The organism is Pseudomonas putida group bacterium ESBL64 (genome assembly GCF_045277175.1).
Taxonomy (GTDB): domain Bacteria; phylum Pseudomonadota; class Gammaproteobacteria; order Pseudomonadales; family Pseudomonadaceae; genus Aquipseudomonas; species Aquipseudomonas alloputida.
The window spans coordinates 1,402,700-1,426,660 of sequence record NZ_CP145799.1; the positions used below are offsets into that span (position 1 = coordinate 1,402,700).

Here is a 23,961-nt window from a genome sequence, read left to right on the forward strand (position 1 = left end):
AATCTGAAGTCGGCTACTGTCGGAGCGCCTCAGCCCGGTGCTCGTTCATGTGCTGAATTGACTATGACCGGGCACGACGCGTGCCCAGCTCGATCCAGACGGGTGCATGGTCGCTGGCCTTGGCCTCGTTACGCACCCACGCATCGACACCCGCCCGCTTCAGATAAGGCGCAAGCTCGAGGTTGAGCAACAGATGATCGATCCGCAACCCGGCATTGCGGGCCCAGTGGTTACGGAAATAGTCCCAGAAGGTGTAGACACGCTCGTCCGGGTACAGATGGCGTATGGCATCGAGCCAGCCCTGATCAAGCAGTCGTTGGTAACACGCTCGCGACTCAGGCTGCAGCAGTGCGTCCTTCAGCCAGGAACGCGGGTTATAGATGTCCATGTCGGTGGGCACGACATTGAAATCCCCTGCCAGCAGCGTGGGGTGGCCACTTCCATAGAGGCTGCGCGCATGCTGGATCAGGCATTCGAACCAGTGCAGCTTGTAATCGAACTTGGGCCCGGGCTGCGGGTTGCCGTTCGGCAGGTAGAGGCAAGCGACCAACACCCCGTGTGCCGCAGCTTCCAGATAGCGGCTCTGGCTGTCCTCTTCCAGGCCGGGCAAGCCGCGGCGAACCTCGAGCGGATCGCTGCCCCGCACCAGAATGGCCACGCCGTTCCATGACGGTTGCCCATGATGAAGGCTGCCATAGCCTGCTGCCTCCAGCTCCGCGCGAGGGAACTGCTGATCGGCCGCCTTCAGCTCCTGCAGGCAGGCAATGTCGGGCTGCTCCCGCTCCAGCCAGGCCAGCAGCGCCGGCAAACGGCTGCGGATGCCATTGATGTTGAAGGTGGCAATCTTCAGCGCTTTCATGCGTCCGGGTCGCTCACATGGGCCTGCACGGCATCTTCCAGCGCGCGGATATGCGCCTCATCGGCCAGCGCCTTGAGCGCCAACCAGTCGTCCCAGTCGATGGCACCGTCGTCGCGCAGGGCCTCGGCTGTGCGAAGCAGTTCATGGTGGTAGGCATCCGGTGACGCGCGCCGGTAACTGATGTCGTCGTACTGGGCGTACCAGGCTTCAAGCTCGGGAATGTTGCGTTCGATGCTCATGAAAGCGTCCTCGCTGTACCCTTTGCTTGTCAGAACCCGGGCACAGCGCGACGTTCAATCAGGGCGTCACTGAAAGTAATGGGGATACCGTGCCATGTCGCTCTCCAGCTTGTCCGCATCCGCTGCCCTCTTGCGCACTTCGGCATAAAACAGCTGGCACTGGTTCTGAAACCTGGTGAAATCGCGGTTGGCGGTTTCAATGGCACTGCTCCGGTCGCTGCCCGCGAGGCCTTCGACAAGCCGCTGTGACGAGGTATACGCCTGCCAGCAGGCTTCAACCTGCTGCAGCCCCTTTGCAAGGTTCTCGGTGTCGATAGTCGCCATTGCAGCACCCTCTTTGGACCGAGCCTGGTCCGTCGGTGTGAATCGCCAGAGCGACGATAACGGGATGAAGCCTGTCACGACGCGCTTCGGCTAAGAGCGTAGACTATTTCGGCTCAGACGCATGGATACCAAGTTTCACAAGTCTCAGACGCATTATCCGCAAGCTCAGGAGCGAGTGCCATGGATTGCCTTCCAACGCTGTTCACAGACCGTCTTGTTCTCACACCCCTTCAGTTGGGAGATGCAGCAACCATTCAGAAACTGTTCCCCCAGTGGGAGATCGTCCGTTATCTGGACCGTCGTGTGCCGTGGCCTTACCCGGAAGACGGCGCATTGATCTATGTGCGTGATATCGCCCTGCCGGCCATGGTGGCGGGCCGCGAATGGCACTGGATGATCCGGCTGCGCGATGCAACCGAGAACACCATTGGCAGCATCAGCCTGTATGAACAGCCTGGAAACAACCGAGGCTTCTGGCTTGCACCGCAGTGGTGGGGGCAAGGCTATATGCGCGAAGCATGTCAGGTCATCAACGCATACTGGTTCGAGACATTGTCGCGTCCGGTCATGCAGGTTCCCAAAGCGGTTGCCAACCATGCTTCACGCAGGGTTTCGGAGTATGAGGGCATGCGCAGGGTGGCAACGCGAGACGGGCATTTTGTCGCTGGGCAGATGCGGGTAGAGGTATGGGAGATGACACGCAGTGCCTGGCTCGACAGGAGGCAAACCTGACCCTGCCTCGGCCTGCGCAGATGATGCAGGGTCAAAAGGCAGTCCAGCCTGCAGGCGCGGGCTTGCCCGCGAACACCGGCGAAGCCGGTGCCATGCACCGCCGGGTATTCTCCACGGCAAAGGCGGCACCTGCCGGAGCTGTGGAAGCCCCGGCAAGCCCCGACAAAGGGGTCAACGCAGATAGTCCTGAACCCACTTCACCCAACAATCAGCGCCAATCTTCACCAACGCATCATTGAAATCGTAGTGGGGGTTATGCACCGAGCACCCATGGAACTCGCCGGTGCCATTGCCCAGCATGAAGTAACAGCCCGGCCGCGCCTGCAACATGTAGGCAAAGTCTTCGGTGCCCATGACCTTCTTCGGCATCTTGTCCAGCAGCGCGCCGTCGGTGAACAACGGCCTCAGGCTGTCACGCAGCAACGCGCTTTCGTGATCGCTGTTGCACAAGGCGGGCGCCAGTTGGGTGAATTGCACCTCGATCTCCACGCCATAGCTTTCTGCATGCCCCTTGGCCAGGGCGTCAATGCGGCTGTTGATCTTCTGCTGGGTCTGGGCCGTGTCGGTGCGCACGCTCAGCAACATGCAGGCCTCGTCAGGGATGATGTTGTAGACGGTGCCGGCCTGGATCATGCCGATGCTGATCACGGCGTAGTCCTCGACGCTCAGATTGCGCGACTTGATGGTCTGGATGCCACTGATCAGGCTGTTCAACGCCATCACCGGGTCTACCGACAGTTCCGGCATCGCACCATGCCCACCTTTGCCGGTAATCCGAATGCTGACACGTTCGGAGGACGCCATGGTGGGCCCCGCCTGCACCACGCACGTGCCCACCGGCAGGCCGGGCATGTTATGCAGCGCATACACCGAGTCGCACGGAAAGCGCTCGAACAGGCCGTCGTCGATCATCGCCTTGGCCCCTGCCAGGCCCTCCTCGTCGGGCTGGAATATCACGTTCAACGTCCCGTTGAACTGGCGTGTAGTCGCCAGTTGCGCAGCGGCTGCCAGCAGGATCGCGGTATGCCCGTCATGGCCACAGGCATGCATGCGGCCGGGGATCTTGCTGGCATGCGCAAACGCATTCTTTTCGCCCATCGGCAGTGCGTCCATGTCTGCACGCAAACCGATGCTGCGCGGGCTGTCCCCCACTTTCAGCACGCCGACCACACCATGCCCACCTACATTGCGATGCACTTCATAGCCCAAAGCTTGCAGCTTGTCGGCTACCAGGGCCGCTGTATCGGGGGTGTCGCCGCCAATTTCCGGCGCAGCGTGGATCTGCCGGCGCAGCATGACGAACTCATCCAGCTCGGCAGCTGAGCCCCGTGTTTGATTGCTCTGCAAAATACCCATATCACTCGCATCCTTTGTTTTCGGGGAAGTACCTGAGGCAGGCCAGGCTGACGATGCCGCCGGCCAGCAAGAAGTAAGCTGGCGCCAACGCCGTGCCCAGCGCTGCAATCAGCCAAGTGGCCACCAACGGCGAAAAACCACCGAACAGGGTCACACCCAGGCTGTAGCTGACCGAGGTGCCGAACGAGCGCCTGGCCTTCGGGAAGCCCTCCATGATCAGCGCGAAGAACGCACCGGCACCGATACAGGTCGGCAAGATCAGGATCGCCACGCCCATCATGGCCAGGCCCATGTGCTGCACGTGCCCAAGCAGATAGAACACGGGCAGGGTCAACACCACCGGTGCGGCGACCGTCCACACCAGCAGGCGTTTTCTGAGCTGATACTTGTCGGCGAATTTGCCGGCCAACGGGCAGATGACGGCCATGCAACCGCTACTGATGCAGGCAATCGCCATCGCGCTGCCGGGTGGATAATGCAAGGCGGTGGTCAGGTAGGTCGGCATGTAGAACACGAACAGGTACATGCCAATGGTCGAGCTGGCCATCAGGCCGATGCCTTGGGCGATGCGTTTGAGCAGTTCGGCATCCAGCCCCTGCTCTGCCTTCTGCGCCGGTGCGGCCTCATGGGTCTCCGGCAACCGCGTGCGTATGTACCAACCGACCGGCCCGATCAGCAGGCCAAAAATGAACGGTATGCGCCATCCCCAGCTTTCCAGCGCGGAAGGGTCGAGCAACTGGCTGAGGGCCAGGCCAAAGCCGGCCCCCACCAAGGCGGCATAGCCTTGGCTGGCGGCCTGCCAGCTGACGCTCTGGCAGCGATTGCCGACTGCACTGGATTCCATCAGGAACACCGACGCGGTACCGACCTCCCCGCCTGCCGACATGCCCTGGATGAGCCGGCCGGTCACCAGCAGCAAGGTGGCGAAAATCCCGATCTGTGAATACGTGGGCGCAAAGGCAATCATTGCGGTGCCCAGGGTCATCAGCCCGATGGTCAGGCTCAAAGCGGCCTTGCGTCCATGCCGGTCAGCATAGCGGCCGATGACCATCGCCCCGACCGGGCGCATCAGGAAACCGACGCCAAAGGTGGCCAGCGACATCAACAACGACGCCATGGCCGAGTCAGAGGGGAAGAAGTGCTTGCCGATCAGTACAGCGAAGAAGCTGTAGATCGTGAAGTCGTACATTTCCAGCGCATTGCCCAACGAGCAGGCGACCAAGGTTTTACGGGAGGACGATACCTGCGCGGCTGAATGCGCACCTTTTTGCAGGCTCGGCGATGTGGGTAGCGGTCTGATCATTGTTGTCTCCGTTGGCAAATCGCGGCGTGCAGCGAATATCAGCCAATCGGGCACCCAATACACTTGCAGTTTCGGCATAGGGATAACCAATGATTAATTAGCTGGCGCGATCGTTGGCCAAATTGCCCTGAGCTGGCGCACAGTCCGCCCTCGCTCCGCGCGCGGCCCCAATAACGCCCACAAATCAGCAGCCGTAGCGCAGCGTTGACGCAGGTACGAAGCCTGTCTAACGCGGATGCGCTCGCCAATCCACACGCCGCGCCAGCCCCTGATTAACCAAACGGCATGACCTGACCGAATAAGCAATCACGCTGCAACGTTCTGTTCACCGACGCTAAAGCCACCCCATCACCGTGCTGGCCTGGAGTCGTGAATGAACACTCGCATTACATCGTTGCTGTTGATGATCCAAGGGGCTTGCCTTGCTGCGCAGGCACAGGCAGAGGGTTTTCCGACGCTCGCGCGGATTGCGCCGGGTTTTGGTTATTACGGGCTGGATTACGGCTTCGATGACACGCTCAAGGTGTACGGCACCGTGGATGCATTCGCCAGCTATCACGACTCACAGCACCACTCGGGTTTCAGGCTGGCCGGTGGCGGCGCCTGGACCAACAAGCTCGGGCTGTACGCACGCAAGGCGCTTGACCCCGATACCGTGGTGGAGCTTGACGTCGAGGAGGGTTTCAACCTCAATGGCGAGGCCCTGGAGGGCACCTGGGACACCGTCGGTACCCTGCGCCTGGCGACAGTCGCCCTGCGCTCGCGCACCCTGGGCAAGCTCGAGTTCGGCAAGACCTACGGCATGGCCACGCCCACCTACGCCGACCCGTTCCTGGCCACCTATGGCTCGCCCTACACCTACCTGGCCCTGCCTGCCGCCGGCAAGGGCGCCTTCTACCTTGACCTGCGCCCCAAGCACACCCTGGTCTACACCAGCCCGACCTTCAGCGGCTTCAGCCTCGGTACCGCGCTGAGCTTCGGCTTCGACGATGCCGCCAGCGCTGGGCGCACCGTACGTGGCGGTGGCGCCCGGCTGCAGTACCGCAACAGCCGGGTGATGTTGCTGGCCTCCTACAACCGTTACTACAGCGACCCATGGGACGACGGCGGCGTTTCACGCCAGACCGCCAACGATTTCAAGAGCCTGTCGGCGTTCTACGATTTCGGCCCGCTGGCCACCAGCCTCACCTGGCAGCGTCAGGACGTGGACCAGGCCGGCACGCCCAGCACCACGCTGTACACCTTTGGCATGATGGCGCCAGTGGGCGAGCTGGACGTGCTGCGCCTGGCGGTGATGCAACGCCAGGTCAGCGCCCGTGACAAGGACGCGTGGGGTGTGATGATCGGCTATGACCATTTCATCAACCCCCGCTGGGCCCTCTATGGACGCCTCGGCATGATCGCCAACCAGCGCGCCTCGTCGGTCACCTACGCCGGGACCCCGGTGGACCAGGCGGGCGATAACCCAAGCAACGTCTCGCTAGGCATGTACTACCACTTCTGACCCCACGGGGCGGGTCTGCTTGAGCACCTGCCCGCGCAAGCTGTGGAACAGCTCCTGGGCAGGCGCCGTGAGGCTGTGGCGGTCAATGCAGACCAGGTTGATGGGGTAATCCGGAATCAACTCCTGCACCGCCATGGCTACGAACTCGCAATCGATACCGTAGGTAGACCCTTGGTCCACCGCCAGCTCGCTGATGGTCATCAACGATTCCGTGTTCTTCAACAGCTTCAGCGCCATCATCACTGAAGTGCATTCAACGGTGTTCTGTGGCACCCGAAGGCCATTGGCTTCGAACAGTTGGTGAAACTGCGAAGCCTGGTCCGACAACTCGTCCAGGCTGATCCAGGGGGCGTATTGCAGGGTGCGCAGTGACTGGCTGAACTTCTGCCGATTCGAGGCGTGGCAAATCACCCTGCCCTTGATACTGCCAAGCGCCTCCCAGTCCAGGCTCAGCCGACTCAGCGGTTGCTGCGAAGTAATGGCAAAGTCCAGGCTGCCATCGCGCAAGCGCTGCAGGATCTGGCTGGGACGCAGGTCGGTGATGGTGATCTTCACCCGCGGGTACTTGCGCCGAAAGGCCAGGATACTTTCATCGACGCCATCGAGCATCGCCGTCAACGACGTAACCCCGATCGACACGGCGCCCAGCGCCGCATCCTGAATGCTCGCCGCTTCGATCTGCAGGCGGCGTATGCTCTCTACCACGAGGTTGGCATGGCGGATGACACGCTTGCCTTCCTCGGTAAGGGCCATGCCTTTGTGCGACCGCTGCAACAGGGTAAACCCCACCTCCCGCTCCAGCTCCTTGATCGAACGGCTCAGCGCGGGCTGAGTAATGTGCATGAGCTTGGAGGCTTCGAGGATGCTGCCTGCGTTATGAATGGCGACCAGCGCCCTGAGTTGGTGAAGTTTCAACCGTTTATACCTTGTTGTTAGCGGCCGGTTCGAAAAGTGTTCTGGCAGCCCTGACAGCCGTTGTCGGCAAGGCCTGAAAGGTATGGCTAGCGCAACACAGCCAGCAGGCTGGCCGCATCACTGACCTCGAACTTGCCGGGGCTTTCAACCGCAATGTACTGGACTACCTGGTCGTCGACCCACATCGCATACCGCTGCGAGCGCCGCCCCAAACCGCGTGCCGAAAGGTCCTGGGTCAGCCCCAGCGCCTCGCTGAATTCGCCATTGCCATCGCCGATCATCTTGACCGCATCCCCGACCTGCATGCTGTTGCCCCAGGCGTTCATGACAAAGGCATCGTTCACCGAGACGCACAGGATTTCGTCAATGCCAGCCGCACACAACGCAGGGGCCGCCGCGACATAACCGGGAACGTGACGTTCAGAGCACGTCGGCGTGAATGCGCCCGGCAACGCGAAGATCAGCACCTTCTTGTGCTTGCAACGCTCGCGAATGGAAAAGGCCATCGGGCCGATCGCGCAGGCGCCTGCGTCGCTGTTGTATTGATAAAGGGTAACGTCGGGCAGTTGATCGCCGGTTTTGATCATCGCTGTCTCCTGGGTGAGGTGAGGGCCAGGCGGCCATGATGCCGCAGTCGACCAGGCAACGCATCATGAGCAGGGCTAAAAAACCTGTGAAATAACTTCAATATCATTCATGCAGCGCCCCGCCTAGGATACGCCTCAATCAAACACATCAAGATTACGGTGTGAACGACTCAGCCTACGCAACTGACCAGCACTGAGTTGCTCACACTCAGGCATCTGGAAGCCGTCACCATGAATAAAGCGCCAACATTCACCGTCAAGCGCATTGCGTTCGACGAACATTATCACCCCGCCGAAAACACTCGCATCACGACCAACTTCGCCAATTTGGCCCGGGGTGCAAACCGCCAGCAAAACCTGCGCAATACCTTGACGATGATCAATAACCGTTTCAATGCGCTGGCGCACTGGGACAACCCCGAACATGATCGCTACCGCGTAGAGCTGGACATCATATCGGTGGAAATGAATATTGAAAATGCGCAGCACGGCCATGCACTGCCGCTGATCGAAATATTGAAAACCCATATTGTCGACCGCCAAAACAATACGCGCCTCGAAGGCATGGTAGGCAACAACTTCTCTTCGTACGTGCGCGATTACGACTTCAGCGTGCTGTTACTGGAGCATAACAAGCATCGGTCGACCTTCAGCACACCCGATCATTTCGGCGAGCTGCATGGCAACCTGTTCAAATGCTTCGTCAACTCGCAAACCTACCAGGAGCATTTCAGCAAACCACCGGTTATCTGCCTGAGCGTATCCAGCAGCAGGACTTACCTGCGCACCGAAAATCAGCACCCTGTGCTAGGGGTTGAGTACCAGCAGGATGAGTACTCGCTGACGGATGAATACTTCAAGAAAATGGGCTTGAAGGTGCGCTATTTCATGCCGCCGAACAGCGTCGCCCCGTTGGCGTTTTATTTTGCCGGCGACTTGCTGGCTGACTACACCGACCTTGAACTGATCAGCACCATCAGCACCATGGACACCTTTCAAAAAATCTACCGACCCGAGATCTACAACGCCAATTCTCCCGCAGGCAAGGCCTACCAGCCCAGCCTGCAAAACCAGGATTACTCGCTCACGCGCATTGTCTACGACCGGGAAGAGCGCAGCCGCCTGGCGATCGAGCAGGGCAAGTTTGCCGAGGAGCAATTTGTCAAACCCTACCAGGCCACGCTGGCGCAATGGTCCGCTCAATACGCACGTTGAACATTCAAAGCACAAGGTCACAGTTCATGAACACATTGCTACCCACCTCCACGGCCGGCAGCCTGCCTAAACCCGCCTGGCTTGCTCAACCCGAAACACTTTGGTCACCGTGGAAGTTGCAAGACGCGCAACTGATCGAAGGCAAACAGGATGCCTTGCGCCTGGCCTTGCAAGAACAACAACACGCCGGTATCGACATCGTCAGTGACGGCGAGCAAACCCGGCAGCACTTTGTCACCACGTTTATCGAGCACCTCAGCGGCGTTGATTTCGAACAACGGAAAACCGTTAGAATCCGTGACCGCTACGATGCAAGCGTACCGACGGTTATGGGTGCTGTCGCTCGACAAAAGCCGGTGTTTGTCGAAGATGCCAAGTTCTTGCGCCAGCACACCACACAGCCGATAAAGTGGGCGCTGCCCGGCCCCATGACCATGATCGACACACTGTATGACAACCACTACAAAAGCCGCGAGAAACTGGCCTGGGAGTTCGCCAAGATTCTCAACCAGGAAGCCAGAGAACTGGAAGCCGCGGGCGTGGACATCATTCAGTTCGATGAACCGGCATTCAATGTTTTCTTTGACGATGTGAATGACTGGGGCGTGGCTACCCTGGAAAGGGCCATCGAGGGCCTCAAGTGCGAAACGGCCGTCCATATATGCTATGGCTATGGCATCAAAGCCAACACCGACTGGAAAAAGACCCTCGGTTCAGAATGGCGGCAATACGAACAGGCCTTCCCCAAACTGCAGCAGTCCAGCATCGATATCATTTCGCTGGAATGCCATAACTCGCATGTTCCGATGGACCTGCTCGAGCTGATTCGCGGCAAGAAAGTCATGGTCGGCGCCATCGATGTGGCCACCCATGTCATTGAAACACCCGAACAGGTCGCCGCCACCCTGCGCAAGGCACTGCAATTCGTCGATGCCGACAAGCTCTACCCTTGCACCAATTGCGGCATGGCACCCCTGCCTCGCCAGGTAGCCAGCGGCAAGCTCAAGGCGTTGAGTGCAGGCGCAGCCATCGTCCGTCAGGAACTCGCTAACGCACGCTGAAATGAATGCAGCCACAGGACCTACCATGTTGCTTTCCGGTACGGCGATCGAGCCGTCGACTTTTCGCCAGGCACTCGGGCACTACGCCTCCGGCATCACGGTGATTACATCGCACCACGAAGGTGAGCCGATCGGCTTCACCTGCCAGTCGTTCTACAGCGTATCGATGAGCCCGCCGCTGGTGTCATTCAGTGTGATGTCCCGTTCGGCCAGCTACCCGAAAATTCGCCAGGCTGGGCGCTTCACGGTCAACATCCTGTCAGGTGAACAGGTCGGCATTTCCAACCAGTTTGCCCGGCGCGGCGCCAACAAGTGGCAGGGCGTCGAATGGCAAGCATCGCCGTTGGGCAACCCGATCATTGCCGGCAGCCTGCATTGGCTTGATTGCGAAATTCACGCCGAACATGCCGCCGGGGACCACCTGATCGTGATTGGCGAAGTCAAAGCGTTGAACCTGCAGGCCACTGCTGCCACGCAGCCGCTGCTGTATTTCAAGGGGCAGTACTGCAACCTCGCCGCGCCTCACGCGGCTTGAGCCTCACCCCACTCACGGAAAACCCAGCAAAGGAATTGTCAGGATCACGCAGCAGTGAAGAAAACCCGCCATTACTGCGTTGATCCGCCATTTTACTCATGATCGATTTACGCCACCTGCGAACCCTCCACGCGCTGCGTGAAACCGACAGCCTGCAAGAGGCCGCCGAGCGCCTGCACCTGACACAATCAGCCCTGTCGCACCAGTTCCGCGATATGGAAGAGCGCATCGGCATGCCACTGTTCGTGCGCAAATCCAGGCCGGTGCGCTTCACCAGCGCCGGGCTGAAGCTGCTGCAGCTGGCCGATCAGGTGCTGCCTCAGATCCGCAATACCGAACGGGACCTGGGCAAGCTGGCCGGGGGCTGCGCCGGACGGTTGCACATCGCCATCGAGTGCCACAGCTGCTACCAGTGGCTGATGCCTTCAGTGGATGAGTTCCGCGGCGCCTGGCCTGAGGTGGAACTGGACCTCGCCTCGGGTTTTTCCTTCGCGCCACTGCCAGCCCTGGAGCGCGGCGACCTGGACCTGGTGGTGACCTCCGACCCGGTGACATTGCCGGGTATCAGCTACGTGCCTCTGTTCAGCTACGAGGCGCTGCTGGCCATCGACAACCACCACGCCATGCGCCACAAGCCGTACCTGGAGCCCGCCGATATCGCCAGCCAGACACTGATCAGCTACCCGATCGAACGCACCCGCCTGGACATCTTCACCCGCTTCCTCGACCCCGCCGACGTCGAGCCCGCACAGGTCCGCACCTCAGAACTTACCGTGATGATGATGCAACTGGTTGCGTCCGGGCGCGGCGTCTGCTGCCTGCCCAACTGGGCCGTGCACGAATACAGTTCGCGCGGCTATGTAACCGCCAAGCGCCTTGGCGAACACGGCCTGCAGGCAAACCTCTATGCGGCACTGCGCAGTGACATGCTGGAGGTGCCGTACGTGCGTGATTTTCTGCTGACGGCCAAGGATATTTCGTTCACCACGCTGGCAGGTGTCAGCGTGCCTTCAGGCCCGGTTATCTGAAGCCCGGGCGTGCGTTTGCGAACCTCAGTGCCGGCCATGGCGCGCCATGCCCCTACGGCCAAGGAATCAGCCAGCCTTCGCCAACTGCACTTGCAGAAACGCCATCAGTGCCCCCGCCACAGGTGACAAGCTGCGCCCTTTGCGGGTGAGCATGCCGATGTGCCGTTCTACCTTGGGCTCCACAAGGGGCACGAACGCCAGTTTTTCGTTCTCCTGCGGAAAAGCGAGGTACGGCAAGGTACTGATCCCTACCCCCTCCTCCAGCATGGCGATCAACGAAATCATGTTGGAAATGAACAGCCGGCTATCGGCCAGCAAACCCTCGGCCTCGGTACCCGCCAGTAATTGCGAGGTACCGTTGCGGATCATCGGCACGCCCAGCAACTGCGCCCAATGCAGCTGCCCCCCCGCCTGCGCCAGCGGGTGGTCGCTGCGGCACACCACGCCAACCTGATCATTCACGATGGGGGCGAATTCGAGCTGGTCATCGTCCACCCACAGGCTGCTGATGCCGAAATCAACCTGCCCTTGAGCGAGCAACTGCTGCACACGTTCGGCCGTGCCGTCCTGAATGCTGACCTGCACATTGGGGTGCGCGGCCACAAAGCGGGCCAGCGGCCCTGGCAGCATTCGGCTGGCCACAGAAGGCACGGTGGCGATGCTGACCTGGCCGATTTCATGCCGGGCAAACAGCATGGCTTCACGCGCAATACGGTCATGGTGCTCGATCAAGCCACGAAACAACGGGAGGCAATGCTCGCCATATGGCGTCAGCTCTACCCGGCCACCGCCCTTTTCGACCAGTGCCTGCCCCAGCTTCTGCTCCAGTTCACGCAGGGCCAGGGATATCGCAGGCTGGGTGCGAAAGGCCTGGCGGGCGGCCGCGTGGAAACTCTTGTGTTCGGCGACCAGTACGAAGTAACGCAACTGCGCGATTTTCAGCTCGGGCAACATGGTTAGCATTCCTTATCAAAGCATTTTTTTTATTAATTTTTATTTGCTGCATATTGCTCGCATGATGAATGCCATGCAAACGGAGGCGTTCATCCATGTCACACAAGACCTACAACAACTACATCGATGGCCAGTGGTGTGAAGGCCACGCCACTTTGGGCAACTACAGCCCCTCGGACACTGGCGACCTGATCGGCCAGTACCATCAGGCCAGCGCCGAACAGGCCCGCCAGGCCATTCAGGCCGCCCGCGCCGCTCAACCCCTGTGGGCCGCCAGTGGCCTGGAAAGCCGCCAACAAGTGCTGATGGCCATCGGCGACGAGCTGATCGCCCGCAAGGAAGAACTCGGCGAACTGCTGTCGCGAGAAGAAGGCAAACCCTTGGCCGAAGGCATCGGCGAGGTCAACCGCAGTGGCCAGTTCTTCCATTACTACGCCGCCGAAGTGCTGCGTCAGATGGGCGAGACTGCCGCCTCGGTGCGCCCAGGGGTCGACATCGAAGTGCATCGCGAACCGGTGGGTGTGGTGGGCATCATTACCCCATGGAACTTCCCCATGGCCACCGCCGCCTGGAAAATCGCCCCGGCCTTGGCCTTTGGCAACGCCGTGGTGTTCAAGCCGGCCAACCTGGTGCCAGCCAGTGCCTGGGCGCTCACCGAGATCATCAGCCGTCAGGGCCTGCCCAGCGGTACCTTCAACCTGGTGATGGGCAGCGGTGCCGACGTCGGCGAGGCCCTGATCGAGTCCGCCGAGATCGATGCCCTGACGTTCACCGGTTCTCTGCAGACGGGCCGACGCGTAGCGGTGGCCACCGCCGGTAACCTGGTGCGCTGCCAGCTGGAAATGGGTAGCAAGAATGCCCTGGTGGTCATGGACGACGCCGACCTCGAACTGGCCGTGGAATGCGCGCTCAACGGGGCCTTCTTTGGCACTGGGCAGAAATGCACTGCGTCATCACGGCTGATCGTCTGCGACGGCATCCACGACCGCTTCGTCGAGGCGCTGCGCCTGCGCATGCGCCAGCTCAAGGTCGGCCATGCACTGGAGGCTGGCGTCCAGATCGGCCCGGTAGCTGACGCGCGCCAGCTGGAACAGAACCTGGCCTACCTGCAACTGGCCCAGGCCGAAGGCGCCACCCTGATAGAAGGCGGCGAGCGCCTGCAATTGGCCTCCGATGGCTACTACATGCGCCCGGCCTTGTTCATCAACAGCCGCAACGACATGCGCATCAACCGCGAGGAAGTGTTCGGCCCCATCGCCTGCGTGATCCGCGTGCGCGATTTTGAAGAGGCGCTGGCCACGCTCAATGATACCGAGTACGGCCTCACAGCCGGGATCATCACCCAGTCGCTGCGCCACGCCAGCCACTTCAAGCGCCGCGCCCAGACCGGTTGCGTGATGGTCAATCTGCCCACCGCCGGGACCGACTACCACGTGCCATTCGGGGGCCGCAAAGCCTCGAGTTTCGGCCCCCGGGAACAGGGGCAATACGCTCGCGACTTCTACACCGTGGTCAAGACCACCTACCTGCGGCCCTGAAGGAATACATGCCATGCACGACCTTTTGATGATCGACGGCCTGCAGTACTCCAACTGGAGCCAGGAAATATTCCAGCAGATGCAGGCCGGTGGCCTGAGCGCGGTGCACGCCACCATCGCCTACCACGAAAACGCCCGCGAAACCCTGTCACGCCTGGGCGAGTGGAACCGCCGCTTCGAGACATGGCCCGAGCTGATCCGCCCGGTGCGCACGGCCAGCGACATCCGCCTGGCCCACGAGGAGGGCCGGGTGGGTATCTTCTTCGGCTTCCAGAACTGCTCGCCGATCGAGGACGACATTGCCCTGGTGGAGGTTTTCCGCCAGCTCGGGGTGTTCGTCATGCAGCTGACCTACAACAACCAAAGCCTGCTGGCCAGCGGTTGCTATGAGCGCGAGGACAACGGCATCAGCCGCTTCGGCCGCCAGGTGATCGCCGAAATGAACCGCGTCGGCATGCTCATCGACATGTCTCACAGCGCCGAGCGAAGCACGCTTGAGGCCATCGAACTGTCCAGCCGACCGGTGATCATCTCCCACGCCAACCCTGCCAGCTTCCACGCCGCCAAGCGCAACAAATCCGATGCGGTGCTACGCGGGATCGCAGAGTCCGGCGGGCTGCTGGGCTTCAGCACCTATCCGTTCCACCTCAAGGGTGCCTCGGACTGTAGCCTGGAAAGTTTCTGCGACATGGTCGCGCGCACCGCCGACCTGATGGGTGTGGAGCACGTCGGCATCGGCACCGACCTGTGCCAGGCGCAACCCTTGTCTGTGCTGGAATGGATGCGCAACGGCCGCTGGAGCAAGGACAAGGACTACGGCGAAGGCTCCAGGGACAACGCCAACTGGCCGGCGCCCTTGCAGTGGTTCCGCGACAGCCGCGACTTCCGCAACATTGCCCAGGGCCTGCGCGCCCGCGGCTTTGCCGAGCACGACGTGGGCAACATCATGGGGCTGAACTGGTTGCGCTTGCTGGAGACCGCCACCACGGCACAGGCCTGAACCCCTTGCACGGACAGCATCAACAATAAAAAGAATCGCAGGTTCCGGAGGTTTCATGAAAAACCCAACTACCTTGCAGGCCGACGGCCAGGCCATGGGCCTGCCTATGGCACGCGATATCGACTGGCCGTTGTTCCTGATCAGCGGCGGATTCCTCGGCGCCTTCCTGCTGGCGGCGCTGATCGACATCGACACCGTGTCGGCGCTGGTCAATACCCTGTTCGCCTGGTCGACAAAGGCCTTTGGCCTCTATTGGCAAGTGCTGATGCTGGCAACCTTCGCCGTCAGCCTGTTCATCGGTTTTTCCAGGTGCGGGCGTGTACGCCTGGGCGGGGTCACCCAGCGCCCGGACGTCAGCACCTTCAACTGGATCGCCGTGATCATGTGCGCCCTGCTGGCAGGTGGTGGCGCCTTCTGGGCCGCTGCCGAACCCTTGATGCACTTTGCCAGCCCACCGCCCTTCTTCGCCGGCCTGCAACCGCACAGCGAAGCGGCGGCCACCGCGGCACTGGCGCAATCGTTCGTGCACTGGGGCTTCCTGGCCTGGGCCGTGCTGGGCAGCCTGCTGGCGATCGTGCTGATGCACCTGCATTACGATAAAGGCCTTCCGCTGGCGCCGCGCACCCTGCTTTACCCCCTGTTCGGCCAGCGAGCGCTCAAGGGCCCGATCGGCACCTTGGCCGACGCTGCCTCGATCATCGCGGTAGTGGCCGGCACCATCGGTCCGATCGGTTTCCTTGGCCTGCAGATCAGCAGCGCCATGCACGCCGTGTGGGGGCTGCCCAACACTATCGTCACCCAGTCGCTGACCATTGTCCTGGTGACCGCGATGTACACCGTCTCGTGCCTGGTGGGCCTCAAAGGCATCCGCTTTGTCAGCGAGATCAACGTCTGGTTGATGATCGGCCTGGCCCTGTTCATGGTGGTATTCGGACCGACGCTGTTCATCCTCGGCGGTTTCCCGGCGGCCTTTGCCCTGCACGTGGAGCACTTCATCCCCCTGACGATGTTCCGCGCCGACCCCAAATGGCTGGACTGGTGGACGGTGTTCTACTGGGGCTGGTTCATCGGCTACGCGCCCATGGTGGCCCTGTATGTCGCGCGGATCTCGCGGGGCCGCACCATCCGCGAGATCATCATGACGCTGTCGATCATCGCACCGCTGGTGACCATGTTCTGGTTCACTGTGGTGGGCGGTACCGGGATCGGCCTGGAGCTGCAAACGCCAGGCATCGTCACCGCCCATGGCGCCAAGCCTGAAGACCTGTTGCTGGGAGTGACGCAGCACCTGCCACTGGGTGGCCTTGTCAGCGCGCTGTTCCTGTTCTTGAGTTTCATCTCGGTGGCCACCAATGGCGACGCCATGGCCTTCACCGTGGCGCTGGCGATGTCCAGCAACGATAAACCGAAGAAGTGGTTGCGCGGTTTCTGGGCAATCGGCATGGGCCTGGCGGCGGTGGTGCTGATCACCATTGGCGCAGGCGGGGTGACGGCCCTGCAATCCTTCATTGTCATCACCGCGGTGCCGGTGTCGCTGGTGATCCTGCCAGCGCTGTGGGATGCCGTGCGCATCGCTCGACACATGGCCCGTGAACAAGGCGTCTGAACATGATCCATCCAGGTACAACAACAATGCCCAACAGCGTGCCTGCAATACCCGCGTTGCGCCCTGCCAGCCAAGTCATGGACCTGGCCCGGCTGGGTAGCCACTTCCAGAGCCCGCTAAGCTTCGTGCGCAGCAGCATGCGGCGGATGATGCAACAGCGCTGGCAAATCCGGCGCAGCTGTTTCGACCTCGATGGCCAAGGCTTCGGCACTGCGATCTACCGCATCGAAACGCCAAACGGCCATTACCACTGCGTGATCTTCTCGGCCTACCTGCCGCCGGAAAAGCGCAGCGATCGGGTCATCGCCGACCAGTGGGACGTCAGCTTCGTGCTGGTGGCCGGCGATGTCGACTCGGCACAACTGGCCGACCTGCAACGCAACGTGCCGCTGCAGGAAGCCGGCCGCTTCGATGCACGCGTGCTGGTGTTGTCGCGGGCCAACCGTAGCTTGCGCAATTTCGACCGGTTTCTGGCGGCGCTGGCAGAAGGACGCCAGCCCGATCCACAGCAACTGGCTGAAGTCGGCTACCTGTATCGCACCACCGCGGTTTACGGTAACGGCAAGTTCGGCATCGCCGATTTTGGTTGCCTGCAAGATAACCCGGACTTCAACCAGCCGTTCAGCGCGCAGATGTTCACCGTCTACCTGCTGCGTCACTTCAGCATCGAGCAGATCAACCACATGGCCCGGGCACTCGCCCCGCAGCGGGCAGTGCAACTGGCCCCGGCGCTACAGCGCTACCTGGGGGTAGGCAACGCGACCGGGCTGGGAATGGCCCCTTTTCTGATCAACCACCCTCAACTGGTGGAGCACTGGATCAGTACGCGGGAAACGGCCCTGGCACTGGTACTGGCGCAGTCGGCGGAGCCCGACCAATTGGCACGCCTGCAGCAATTGCTGGCGCGCGCCCAGTTGCACCTGAGCCAGTCCCGGACCGAAGACCAGCGCCAGCATGAGCAGAACCTGCAAACCTTGGCCGAGCTTGCTTTACTGGCCACCTGGCTTGGCACGCAAGCCGACGGCGCGGGCCTTTGGCCGCGCCTGCTGGCCTGGGCGCAATTACACACGGGGGTGGGCTGCCAGGAGCTTCTGGTCAGCCTGCTGCTGGAGCTGTACCCCGAGCAGGTCACGCCCCTGGCCGAGCACATGGGGGTCAACGAAAGCTGGCAGCTGGACGCCCAGATGCCCCTTGGGCAACTGCGCCAGCTCATCGAGCAGCAATATGGCTGGGCGTTGCGCTACGACTTCAGTGCTGTCGATGCGGAGCACTTCTTCTGGTACCGCTCAGCTGAAAAAGAAGAGCCGCGCCTGGGCATTCGCGCAGAGGAGCCAGGGGCCGAAAAAGAAATGCAACTGGGTATTGCCCGCAATATCCAGCAGTGCCATAGCGCGCTACTGGAGCACCTGCAACGGCAGCCTCAGGCGCTGACCGCTCACTTCCTGATCGCCCAACCGAGGTTCAAGGGCGCGGTACGCCGCCTGCAAGGCATGGCAAAAACAAACTACGGTGAAATCCGTGCCAATCTGCTGGCCCGGGACATGCTGCCGATTCACCTGCTGCGCTGCAAACTGGCATTTTTCGGCGCGGGGAAATTCGACCCCAAGTCAAGCCGCTGGGTGCGTATCACGCTGTTCCAGGGCGCGCCGCTGGTCAGCGACATCGGTCAGCCGTTCGCAGACGACTGGAATTTCGCAGTCATGCCGCAAAGGGAGCTTTGACCATGCGCGTATCGCTTAACGAAATACAGGTGATGTGCCGCAAGGCATTCGAAGGCATGGGCTTCGCCCCGGGCGACTGCGAGGATGCCGCCGAACTCGTGGGCTGGTTGCAACTGCAGGGGCTCGATGGCGTCGGTGCACTGGAAAAGGCGTTGCGTTATCTGCAAGCCGAAGCTGCACGGCCATACGCCTTGTGCCATGAGGATAACGCCCTGCTGGTGATCGACGCCAAGGGCCAGAGCGTGTTGCGCTGCGCCGCCACGGTGGTGGAACTGGCGGCAGCCAAGGCCATGCGCTGTGGTCAGGCTGAACTGCGCATACGCCACTGCCACAACCGTTTGCTGTTGCTGGGCTACCTGAGCCGGGCAGCGGTGCAGGGGCTGCACGTGCAAGCCCGCTGGGAGGACGCCCGCCAATGCCACCTGGCCGATTTTACCGCCGGCATGCCGCGCCCGGAACTGAGCAGTGAAACCCGGCCCCAGGCCATTGAAGCGGCCGCGCAAGACGTAACGGTGCTGTTCACCCGAGCAGGCCAGACCGCCCAGGCAATAAGCGACCCGCAGCGCCCACTGCAGCAAGGTTTTACCGTCAACGAACATACCTGGCAAAGGCTCAGGCAGCTGGCCGAACACATCCTTGTCGAGAGCACCGATGCCTCACGCCGCCACGGTGCAGGCGGCGGCAGCGACGCCGACTGAACACCCTTGCCACTGAGGAAAAAACCCATGAAGCATGCGATAAAGACCGAGCTGTTCGCCTCCAGGGCGCCACTGGAATGGGCGGTCGTCGGCAACGGTACGTTGTACACGGCCCAGATCCCAATCGATACGCAGGGCCAGGTGGTTGCCGGCGGCATCGAGGCCCAGGCCCGCCAGACACTGGACAACCTGCGCCACACCCTGGAAGCCGCTGGCAGCTCGCTGGATGCCGTGACCCAGGTACTGATCTACGTGACCGACCGCCGTTATCTGGCGACTGTGAATGCCGTGTACGCCGAGTATTTCCAGGCACCCTACCCCAACCGTGCGGCCGTAGTGGTGGCTGGCCTCGCCCGGGAAGAAATGCTGGTGGAGCTGGTGGTCTACGCCTGCCTCTGACGCCCTGAAGGCGCCCGTCTCACGATATTCAGCGTTCGCGCAATCGAGTGCCGCCCGCGCGGCGCTCGATGCATGCACCCTCCACCCCACGTCATGCACCCGGAATACTCCCTTTTTCTCCCGCCAGGCACCGGCCTGCGCCCCATTTCGGTTCAAAACCCGCGCCCGGATCAAAAGCGCCCTTTTTTGATGCGCCGGCCCTTGCGGCCAGGCAGCACACATCGGGTGTGCCCCTCACATTTCCTGCATCGCCAGAACCGCCAGGCGTATTCGGCACTTTTATTGCACAGACTGGTTGTACTCAACGCACAGGCAATCTACCGAAACCGAGGTTAACGCGAGACACAGCTCCCACTTACCCCAGCAAGGCAGCACCCTGAAAGACGCAGATGAACCGCAATGAAGCTGCCGGCAACGGCGGCAAGGAGTGGGTATGTCCCGGGCTTTTTTCAATGAAATGTACGAAGCGGACGGCACTTGCCGCCCGCATTACCAGGAGTTCGCCCGCTGGCTGGCCAACACCCCGCTGGAGTTGCTGGAACAGCGCCGCCGCGAGGCCGACCTGCTGTTTCACCGCGCTGGCATCACCTTCACCCTGTATGGCGACAAGCAGGATACCGAGCGCCTGATCCCCTTCGATATCATCCCGCGCAGCATCCGCGCCAGCGAATGGCGCACGGTCGAGCGTGGCTGCATTCAACGGGTACAGGCGCTGAACCTGTTCCTGCAGGACATCTACCACGACCAGCGCATTCTCAAGGCCGGCATCATCCCGCCAGAGCAAGTGCTGGCCAACGAGGGCTACCAGATCGCCATGCAGGGCCTGGACCTTCACCGTGGGCTGTATGCGCATATTGCCGGTGTCGACCTGGTACGTGACGGCGATGGCAGCTATTTCGTGCTGGAAGACAACCTGCGCACCCCCAGCGGCGTCAGCTACATGCTCGAAGACCGCAAGATGATGATGCGCCTGTTCCCCGAACTGTTTGCCGCCCAGCGCATCGCGCCCATCGATCACTACCCCAACCTGCTGCTGGACACGCTCAAGAGCGCCAGCCCACTGGACAACCCCACCGCGGTGCTGCTCACGCCCGGCCGTTTCAACAGCGCCTATTTCGAGCATGCCTTCCTGGCCCGGGAAATGGGCATCGAGTTGGTCGAAGGCGCCGACCTGTTCGTGCGTGATGAGCATGTCTACATGCGCACCACGGCCGGCCCCCAACAGGTGGACGTGATCTATCGTCGCCTGGACGACGACTACCTCGACCCGCTGTCCTTCAACCCTGACTCCATGCTGGGCGTGCCGGGGCTGATCTCGGTTTACCGCGCCGGCAATGTGGTACTGGCCAACGCCGTCGGCACTGGCGTGGCCGATGACAAATCCATCTACCCCTTCGTCGACGACATGATCCGCTTTTACCTGAGCGAAGAACCGATCCTGAACAACGTGCCGACCTGGCAGTGCCGCAAGCCGGCGGACCTGTCCCATGTACTGGCCCACCTGCCCGAACTGGTGGTCAAGGAAACCCAGGGCTCCGGCGGTTATGGCATGTTGGTCGGGCCCGCCTCGACCAAAGCCCAGATCGAGGACTTCCGCGCGCGCATCAAAGCCCGCCCGCACGCCTATATCGCTCAACCGACGCTGTGCCTGTCAACCTGCCCGACCTTCGTCGACAGCGGCATCGCACCGCGTCACATCGACCTGCGCCCGTTCGTGTTGTCGGGCAGTGAAACCCGCCTGGTGCCCGGTGGCCTGACGCGCGTGGCGCTCAAGGAAGGCTCGCTGGTGGTCAACTCGTCGCAAGGCGGCGGTACCAAGGACACCTGGGTAGTGGAGGACTGAGCCATGCTTTCGCGAACCGCTTCCGACCTGTACTGGATGTCCCGCTACCTGGAGCGTGCAGAAAACCTCGCGCGCATGCTCGAGGTCAGCTACTCGCTGTCGCTGATGCCCCAGGCCGGGCGCAGCGACGGCCATGCCGAACTGGCAATGTCGCTGATGGCCTCGGGCATGCTGGACGACTACCTGCGTCGGCACAATGAACTCGACACCGAGCGCATGCTGCACTTCTTCGCCCTCGACGCCACCAACCCCAGCAGCATCTATTGCTGCCTGCAGGCCGCCAGGACCAATGCCCATGCAGTGCGCGGCCGTATCACCGCCGACATGTGGGAGAACATCAACGCCACCTGGATCGAAATGCGCAACATTGCCAGCAACGGCCTGGGTCGCTATGGCATCAGCCAGTTCTGCGACTGGGTAAAGGAACGGTCGCACCTGTTCCGCGGTGCGACCTCTGGCACCATCATGCGCAACGATGCCTACAGCTTCATTCGCCTGGGGACCTTCCTGGAGCGGGCGGACAACACCCTGCGCCTGCTCGATTCGCGCTATGAAATGTTCGGCGAGGCCTCCGAAGAGGTCAGCGACGACTCCGCCCGCGGTTATTACCAATGGAGCGCCCTGCTGCGCGCGCTGACCTCGTATGAGGCCTTCAACGAGCTCTATCGCGCCGCGCCCAGTGCCCGGCCGGTGTCCGAGCTGCTGCTGTTGCGGGTGGACGTGCCGCGCTCGCTGCATGCCTGCATCGAGGAACTGGACCTGATCCTGGCGGGCCTGCCGGGCAGTACCGGGCGTGCCGCCCAGCGCATGGCCGCCGAACTGAACGCGCGCCTGCGCTACACCGCCATCGACGAAATCCTTGATGCAGGGTTGCACCCCTGGCTAAGCGACTTCATCGGCCGCATCAACCAACTGGGCCAGGCCGTCCATCACTCCTACCTGGAGGTTGTATGAAACTGTCCATTCGCCACGACACGACCTATAGCTACGCCAGCGACGTGTGCAACAGTATCCAGTTCCTGCGCCTGACGCCGCGCAGCAGCGAACGCCAGCGTATCAATCAATGGCAACTGGACCTGCCCTGCAAGGTCAAGGGCCAGATCGACCCTTACGGCAACATCCTGCATGTGCTGACGCTGGACAAACCCCATGGTCATCTGGCGCTTACCGCACACGGCCAGGTCGAGATCGACCCGGATTGCGAACACGAAACCGAGAGCCAGTCTCCCCTGCCGTTCCTGCGCGGTAGCCACCTGACGCTGGCCGACAACACCCTGATTGCTTTCGCCGCCCGGCAATGTGGCAGTCACCGCGACCGGGCAGCACTGATCGGGCTGATGCAAGGCCTGGCCGAGCACATGCCCTACAGCCCTGGGGCCACGTCGGTGGGCACCACGGCCATCGAAGCCTTCAACGGTGGCGCAGGCGTGTGTCAGGACCACACCCACGCCTTCCTGGCCTGCGCACGCAGCCTGGGGGTGCCGGCACGCTATGTGTCCGGCTACCTGTGCACCGAGGACGAACAACACCTGGCCAGCCACGCCTGGGCCGAAGCCTGGGTCGACGAAGCCTGGTACAGCTTCGACATTACCAACCGCCTGACCCGGCCAGAGCGTCACCTGAAGCTCGCGGTGGGCCTGGACTACCTCGATGCCTGTCCGGTCAGGGGCGTACGCCGCGGCGGCGGCGCCGAATCGATGCAGGCCAGCGTCCACGTGCATCGCCAGTGACAGGCTGGCGTCAGACCGGTCTTGCCGCGCGAGTGCGGCAAGACCCTTCCACACGCAACACAAGGGAAACCGCATGACTTACTGTGTCGCCATGCACCTGGAGGACGGGCTTGTCTTCATCAGCGACTCACGCACCAACGCCGGCATCGACCAGATCTCCACGTTCACCAAGTTGTTCGTCTTCAGCGCCCCGGGCGAGCGGCTGATCGTGCTGCAGACCGCCGGCAATCTGGCGACCTCGCAGTCGGTGGTAAACCTGCTGCAGCAACGCACCCAGGGCAACGGCCCCCATCTGCTGAACGTTGCCACGCTCTACGATGCAACGGTGCTGGTCGCCGACACCCTGCGCGAGGTGGTCAAAAGAGACCGCAGCAAGCTCACGGCCGATATCGACCTTAGCAGTTCATTCATCGTCGGCGGCCAGATAGCCGGCGGCCCCATGGCCATCTACAACGTGTATGCACAAGGCAATTTCTTCCAGGCCACACCGGACACCCCGTTTCTGCAACTGGGTGAAAGCAAGTACGGCAGGCCAATACTCGACCGCAACCTGGATTACCGCACGCCGCTCGATGAAGCGCTGCGCTGCGGCCTGATTTCGTTCGACTCCACCATCCGCAGCAACCTGTCGGTGGGCATGCCGCTGGACTTGCTGGTGTACCGCAACAACAGCCTGGAAAGCATGACGCGCAAGCGCATTACCAGCGACGATGCCTATTACCAGCAGATTCGCAGGCAGTGGAGCGACGGCTTGAAAACCCTGCTGGCCGAACTGCCAGCGCCGCCTTATGGCTGAGTAAGCGAACTGTCCAGA

Annotated in this window: 24 protein-coding genes; 16 read left to right on the plus strand and 8 right to left on the minus strand. The window is 61.7% G+C overall.

All coding sequences use genetic code 11. From position 1 onward, the window contains the following. Positions 1–61 precede the first annotated feature (61 nt). From xth to V6093_RS06345, 3 genes are all read right to left on the minus strand, one after another. On the minus strand, positions 62–859 hold the full coding sequence (xth, locus tag V6093_RS06335; protein ID WP_003254040.1) for an exodeoxyribonuclease III: 798 nt from the start codon (positions 857–859) through the stop codon (positions 62–64). Continuing rightward, the gene (locus tag V6093_RS06340) at positions 856–1,098 is read right to left on the minus strand and encodes a hypothetical protein (protein ID WP_003254042.1); all 243 of its coding nucleotides are present in this window, start codon (positions 1,096–1,098) and stop codon (positions 856–858) included. Before V6093_RS06340 ends, xth begins: the two co-directional genes overlap by 4 nt. A gap of 66 nt (positions 1,099–1,164) precedes the next feature. Further along, positions 1,165–1,422 (minus strand): hypothetical protein, encoded by a 258-nt coding sequence (locus V6093_RS06345; protein WP_003254043.1) that lies wholly within the window; start codon positions 1,420–1,422, stop codon positions 1,165–1,167. 180 nt (positions 1,423–1,602) lie between these two features. On the opposite strand from V6093_RS06345, the gene V6093_RS06350 reads away from it, so the two are divergent. Further along, complete coding sequence (locus V6093_RS06350; RefSeq protein ID WP_047602989.1) at positions 1,603–2,154, plus strand: GNAT family N-acetyltransferase; 552 nt, start codon at positions 1,603–1,605, stop codon at positions 2,152–2,154. 171 nt (positions 2,155–2,325) lie between these two features. Here the strand turns inward: V6093_RS06350 and V6093_RS06355 are convergent, their stop codons facing one another. Together V6093_RS06355 and V6093_RS06360 are read right to left on the minus strand one after the other, a co-directional pair. Further along, on the minus strand, positions 2,326–3,510 hold the full coding sequence (locus V6093_RS06355) for a M20 aminoacylase family protein (RefSeq protein WP_019436683.1): 1,185 nt from the start codon (positions 3,508–3,510) through the stop codon (positions 2,326–2,328). Position 3,511: 1 nt separating this feature from the next. Next, entirely contained in the window at positions 3,512–4,813 is a 1,302-nt protein-coding gene (locus tag V6093_RS06360; protein ID WP_047602990.1) for an MFS transporter, read from the minus strand. A 373-nt stretch (positions 4,814–5,186) separates the two neighbouring features. Here V6093_RS06360 and V6093_RS06365 point away from each other — a divergent pair, with 373 nt between their 5' ends. Beyond that, the gene (locus tag V6093_RS06365; RefSeq protein ID WP_047602991.1) at positions 5,187–6,317 is read left to right on the plus strand and encodes a porin; all 1,131 of its coding nucleotides are present in this window, start codon (positions 5,187–5,189) and stop codon (positions 6,315–6,317) included. Here V6093_RS06365 and V6093_RS06370 read toward each other — a convergent pair. Continuing rightward, positions 6,294–7,232: a LysR family transcriptional regulator gene (locus V6093_RS06370; RefSeq protein ID WP_004576494.1), complete on the minus strand. Its 939-nt coding sequence runs from the start codon at positions 7,230–7,232 to the stop codon at positions 6,294–6,296. The two genes, V6093_RS06365 and V6093_RS06370, sit on opposite strands and share 24 nt — an antisense overlap. Positions 7,233–7,318: 86 nt before the next feature. Further along, the gene (locus V6093_RS06375) at positions 7,319–7,819 is read right to left on the minus strand and encodes a peroxiredoxin (protein ID WP_274082860.1); all 501 of its coding nucleotides are present in this window, start codon (positions 7,817–7,819) and stop codon (positions 7,319–7,321) included. Positions 7,820–8,050: 231 nt separating this feature from the next. Here V6093_RS06375 and V6093_RS06380 point away from each other — a divergent pair, with 231 nt between their 5' ends. The 4 genes from V6093_RS06380 to V6093_RS06395 all read left to right on the plus strand — a co-directional run bounded on the left by V6093_RS06380 (position 8,051) and on the right by V6093_RS06395 (position 11,658). Beyond that, on the plus strand, positions 8,051–9,034 hold the full coding sequence (locus tag V6093_RS06380; RefSeq protein ID WP_004576492.1) for a DUF1852 domain-containing protein: 984 nt from the start codon (positions 8,051–8,053) through the stop codon (positions 9,032–9,034). A gap of 26 nt (positions 9,035–9,060) precedes the next feature. Beyond that, the gene (locus V6093_RS06385) at positions 9,061–10,095 is read left to right on the plus strand and encodes a methionine synthase (RefSeq protein WP_047602993.1); all 1,035 of its coding nucleotides are present in this window, start codon (positions 9,061–9,063) and stop codon (positions 10,093–10,095) included. 25 nt (positions 10,096–10,120) lie between these two features. Next, positions 10,121–10,630 carry a flavin reductase family protein gene (locus V6093_RS06390; RefSeq protein ID WP_004576490.1) on the plus strand — a complete coding sequence of 170 codons (510 nt, stop codon included), beginning with the start codon at positions 10,121–10,123 and terminating at the stop codon, positions 10,628–10,630. 98 nt (positions 10,631–10,728) lie between these two features. Continuing rightward, a complete protein-coding gene (locus tag V6093_RS06395) occupies positions 10,729–11,658 on the plus strand; it encodes a LysR family transcriptional regulator (RefSeq protein WP_406669743.1) in 930 nt (309 codons plus the stop codon). A 66-nt stretch (positions 11,659–11,724) separates the two neighbouring features. On the opposite strand, the gene V6093_RS06400 is transcribed toward V6093_RS06395, so the two are convergent. Further along, complete coding sequence (locus V6093_RS06400; RefSeq protein WP_014860458.1) at positions 11,725–12,612, minus strand: LysR family transcriptional regulator; 888 nt, start codon at positions 12,610–12,612, stop codon at positions 11,725–11,727. Between the two features lie 95 nt (positions 12,613–12,707). Here V6093_RS06400 and V6093_RS06405 point away from each other — a divergent pair, with 95 nt between their 5' ends. From V6093_RS06405 to V6093_RS06450, 10 genes are all read left to right on the plus strand, one after another. Continuing rightward, complete coding sequence (locus V6093_RS06405; protein ID WP_003254061.1) at positions 12,708–14,150, plus strand: aldehyde dehydrogenase family protein; 1,443 nt, start codon at positions 12,708–12,710, stop codon at positions 14,148–14,150. A gap of 13 nt (positions 14,151–14,163) precedes the next feature. After that, complete coding sequence (locus V6093_RS06410) at positions 14,164–15,150, plus strand: dipeptidase (RefSeq protein ID WP_406669744.1); 987 nt, start codon at positions 14,164–14,166, stop codon at positions 15,148–15,150. 55 nt (positions 15,151–15,205) lie between these two features. Further along, positions 15,206–16,756: a BCCT family transporter gene (locus tag V6093_RS06415; protein ID WP_004576485.1), complete on the plus strand. Its 1,551-nt coding sequence runs from the start codon at positions 15,206–15,208 to the stop codon at positions 16,754–16,756. Between the two features lie 26 nt (positions 16,757–16,782). Next, positions 16,783–18,477, plus strand: a complete 1,695-nt coding sequence (locus tag V6093_RS06420) for a hypothetical protein (RefSeq protein ID WP_406669745.1) — start codon at positions 16,783–16,785, stop codon at positions 18,475–18,477. A gap of 2 nt (positions 18,478–18,479) precedes the next feature. Beyond that, complete coding sequence (locus tag V6093_RS06425; RefSeq protein WP_014860455.1) at positions 18,480–19,175, plus strand: DUF3726 domain-containing protein; 696 nt, start codon at positions 18,480–18,482, stop codon at positions 19,173–19,175. A gap of 27 nt (positions 19,176–19,202) precedes the next feature. Further along, positions 19,203–19,574, plus strand: a complete 372-nt coding sequence (locus V6093_RS06430) for a RidA family protein (protein WP_003254071.1) — start codon at positions 19,203–19,205, stop codon at positions 19,572–19,574. A 433-nt stretch (positions 19,575–20,007) separates the two neighbouring features. After that, the gene (locus tag V6093_RS06435) at positions 20,008–21,417 is read left to right on the plus strand and encodes a circularly permuted type 2 ATP-grasp protein (RefSeq protein ID WP_406669746.1); all 1,410 of its coding nucleotides are present in this window, start codon (positions 20,008–20,010) and stop codon (positions 21,415–21,417) included. Between the two features lie 3 nt (positions 21,418–21,420). After that, entirely contained in the window at positions 21,421–22,371 is a 951-nt protein-coding gene (locus V6093_RS06440; RefSeq protein ID WP_012052764.1) for an alpha-E domain-containing protein, read from the plus strand. Further along, complete coding sequence (locus V6093_RS06445; protein WP_047602997.1) at positions 22,368–23,147, plus strand: transglutaminase family protein; 780 nt, start codon at positions 22,368–22,370, stop codon at positions 23,145–23,147. Before V6093_RS06440 ends, V6093_RS06445 begins: the two co-directional genes overlap by 4 nt. A gap of 73 nt (positions 23,148–23,220) precedes the next feature. Continuing rightward, complete coding sequence (locus V6093_RS06450; RefSeq protein WP_054888213.1) at positions 23,221–23,943, plus strand: proteasome-type protease; 723 nt, start codon at positions 23,221–23,223, stop codon at positions 23,941–23,943. The last annotated feature ends 18 nt before the right edge of the window (positions 23,944–23,961 follow it).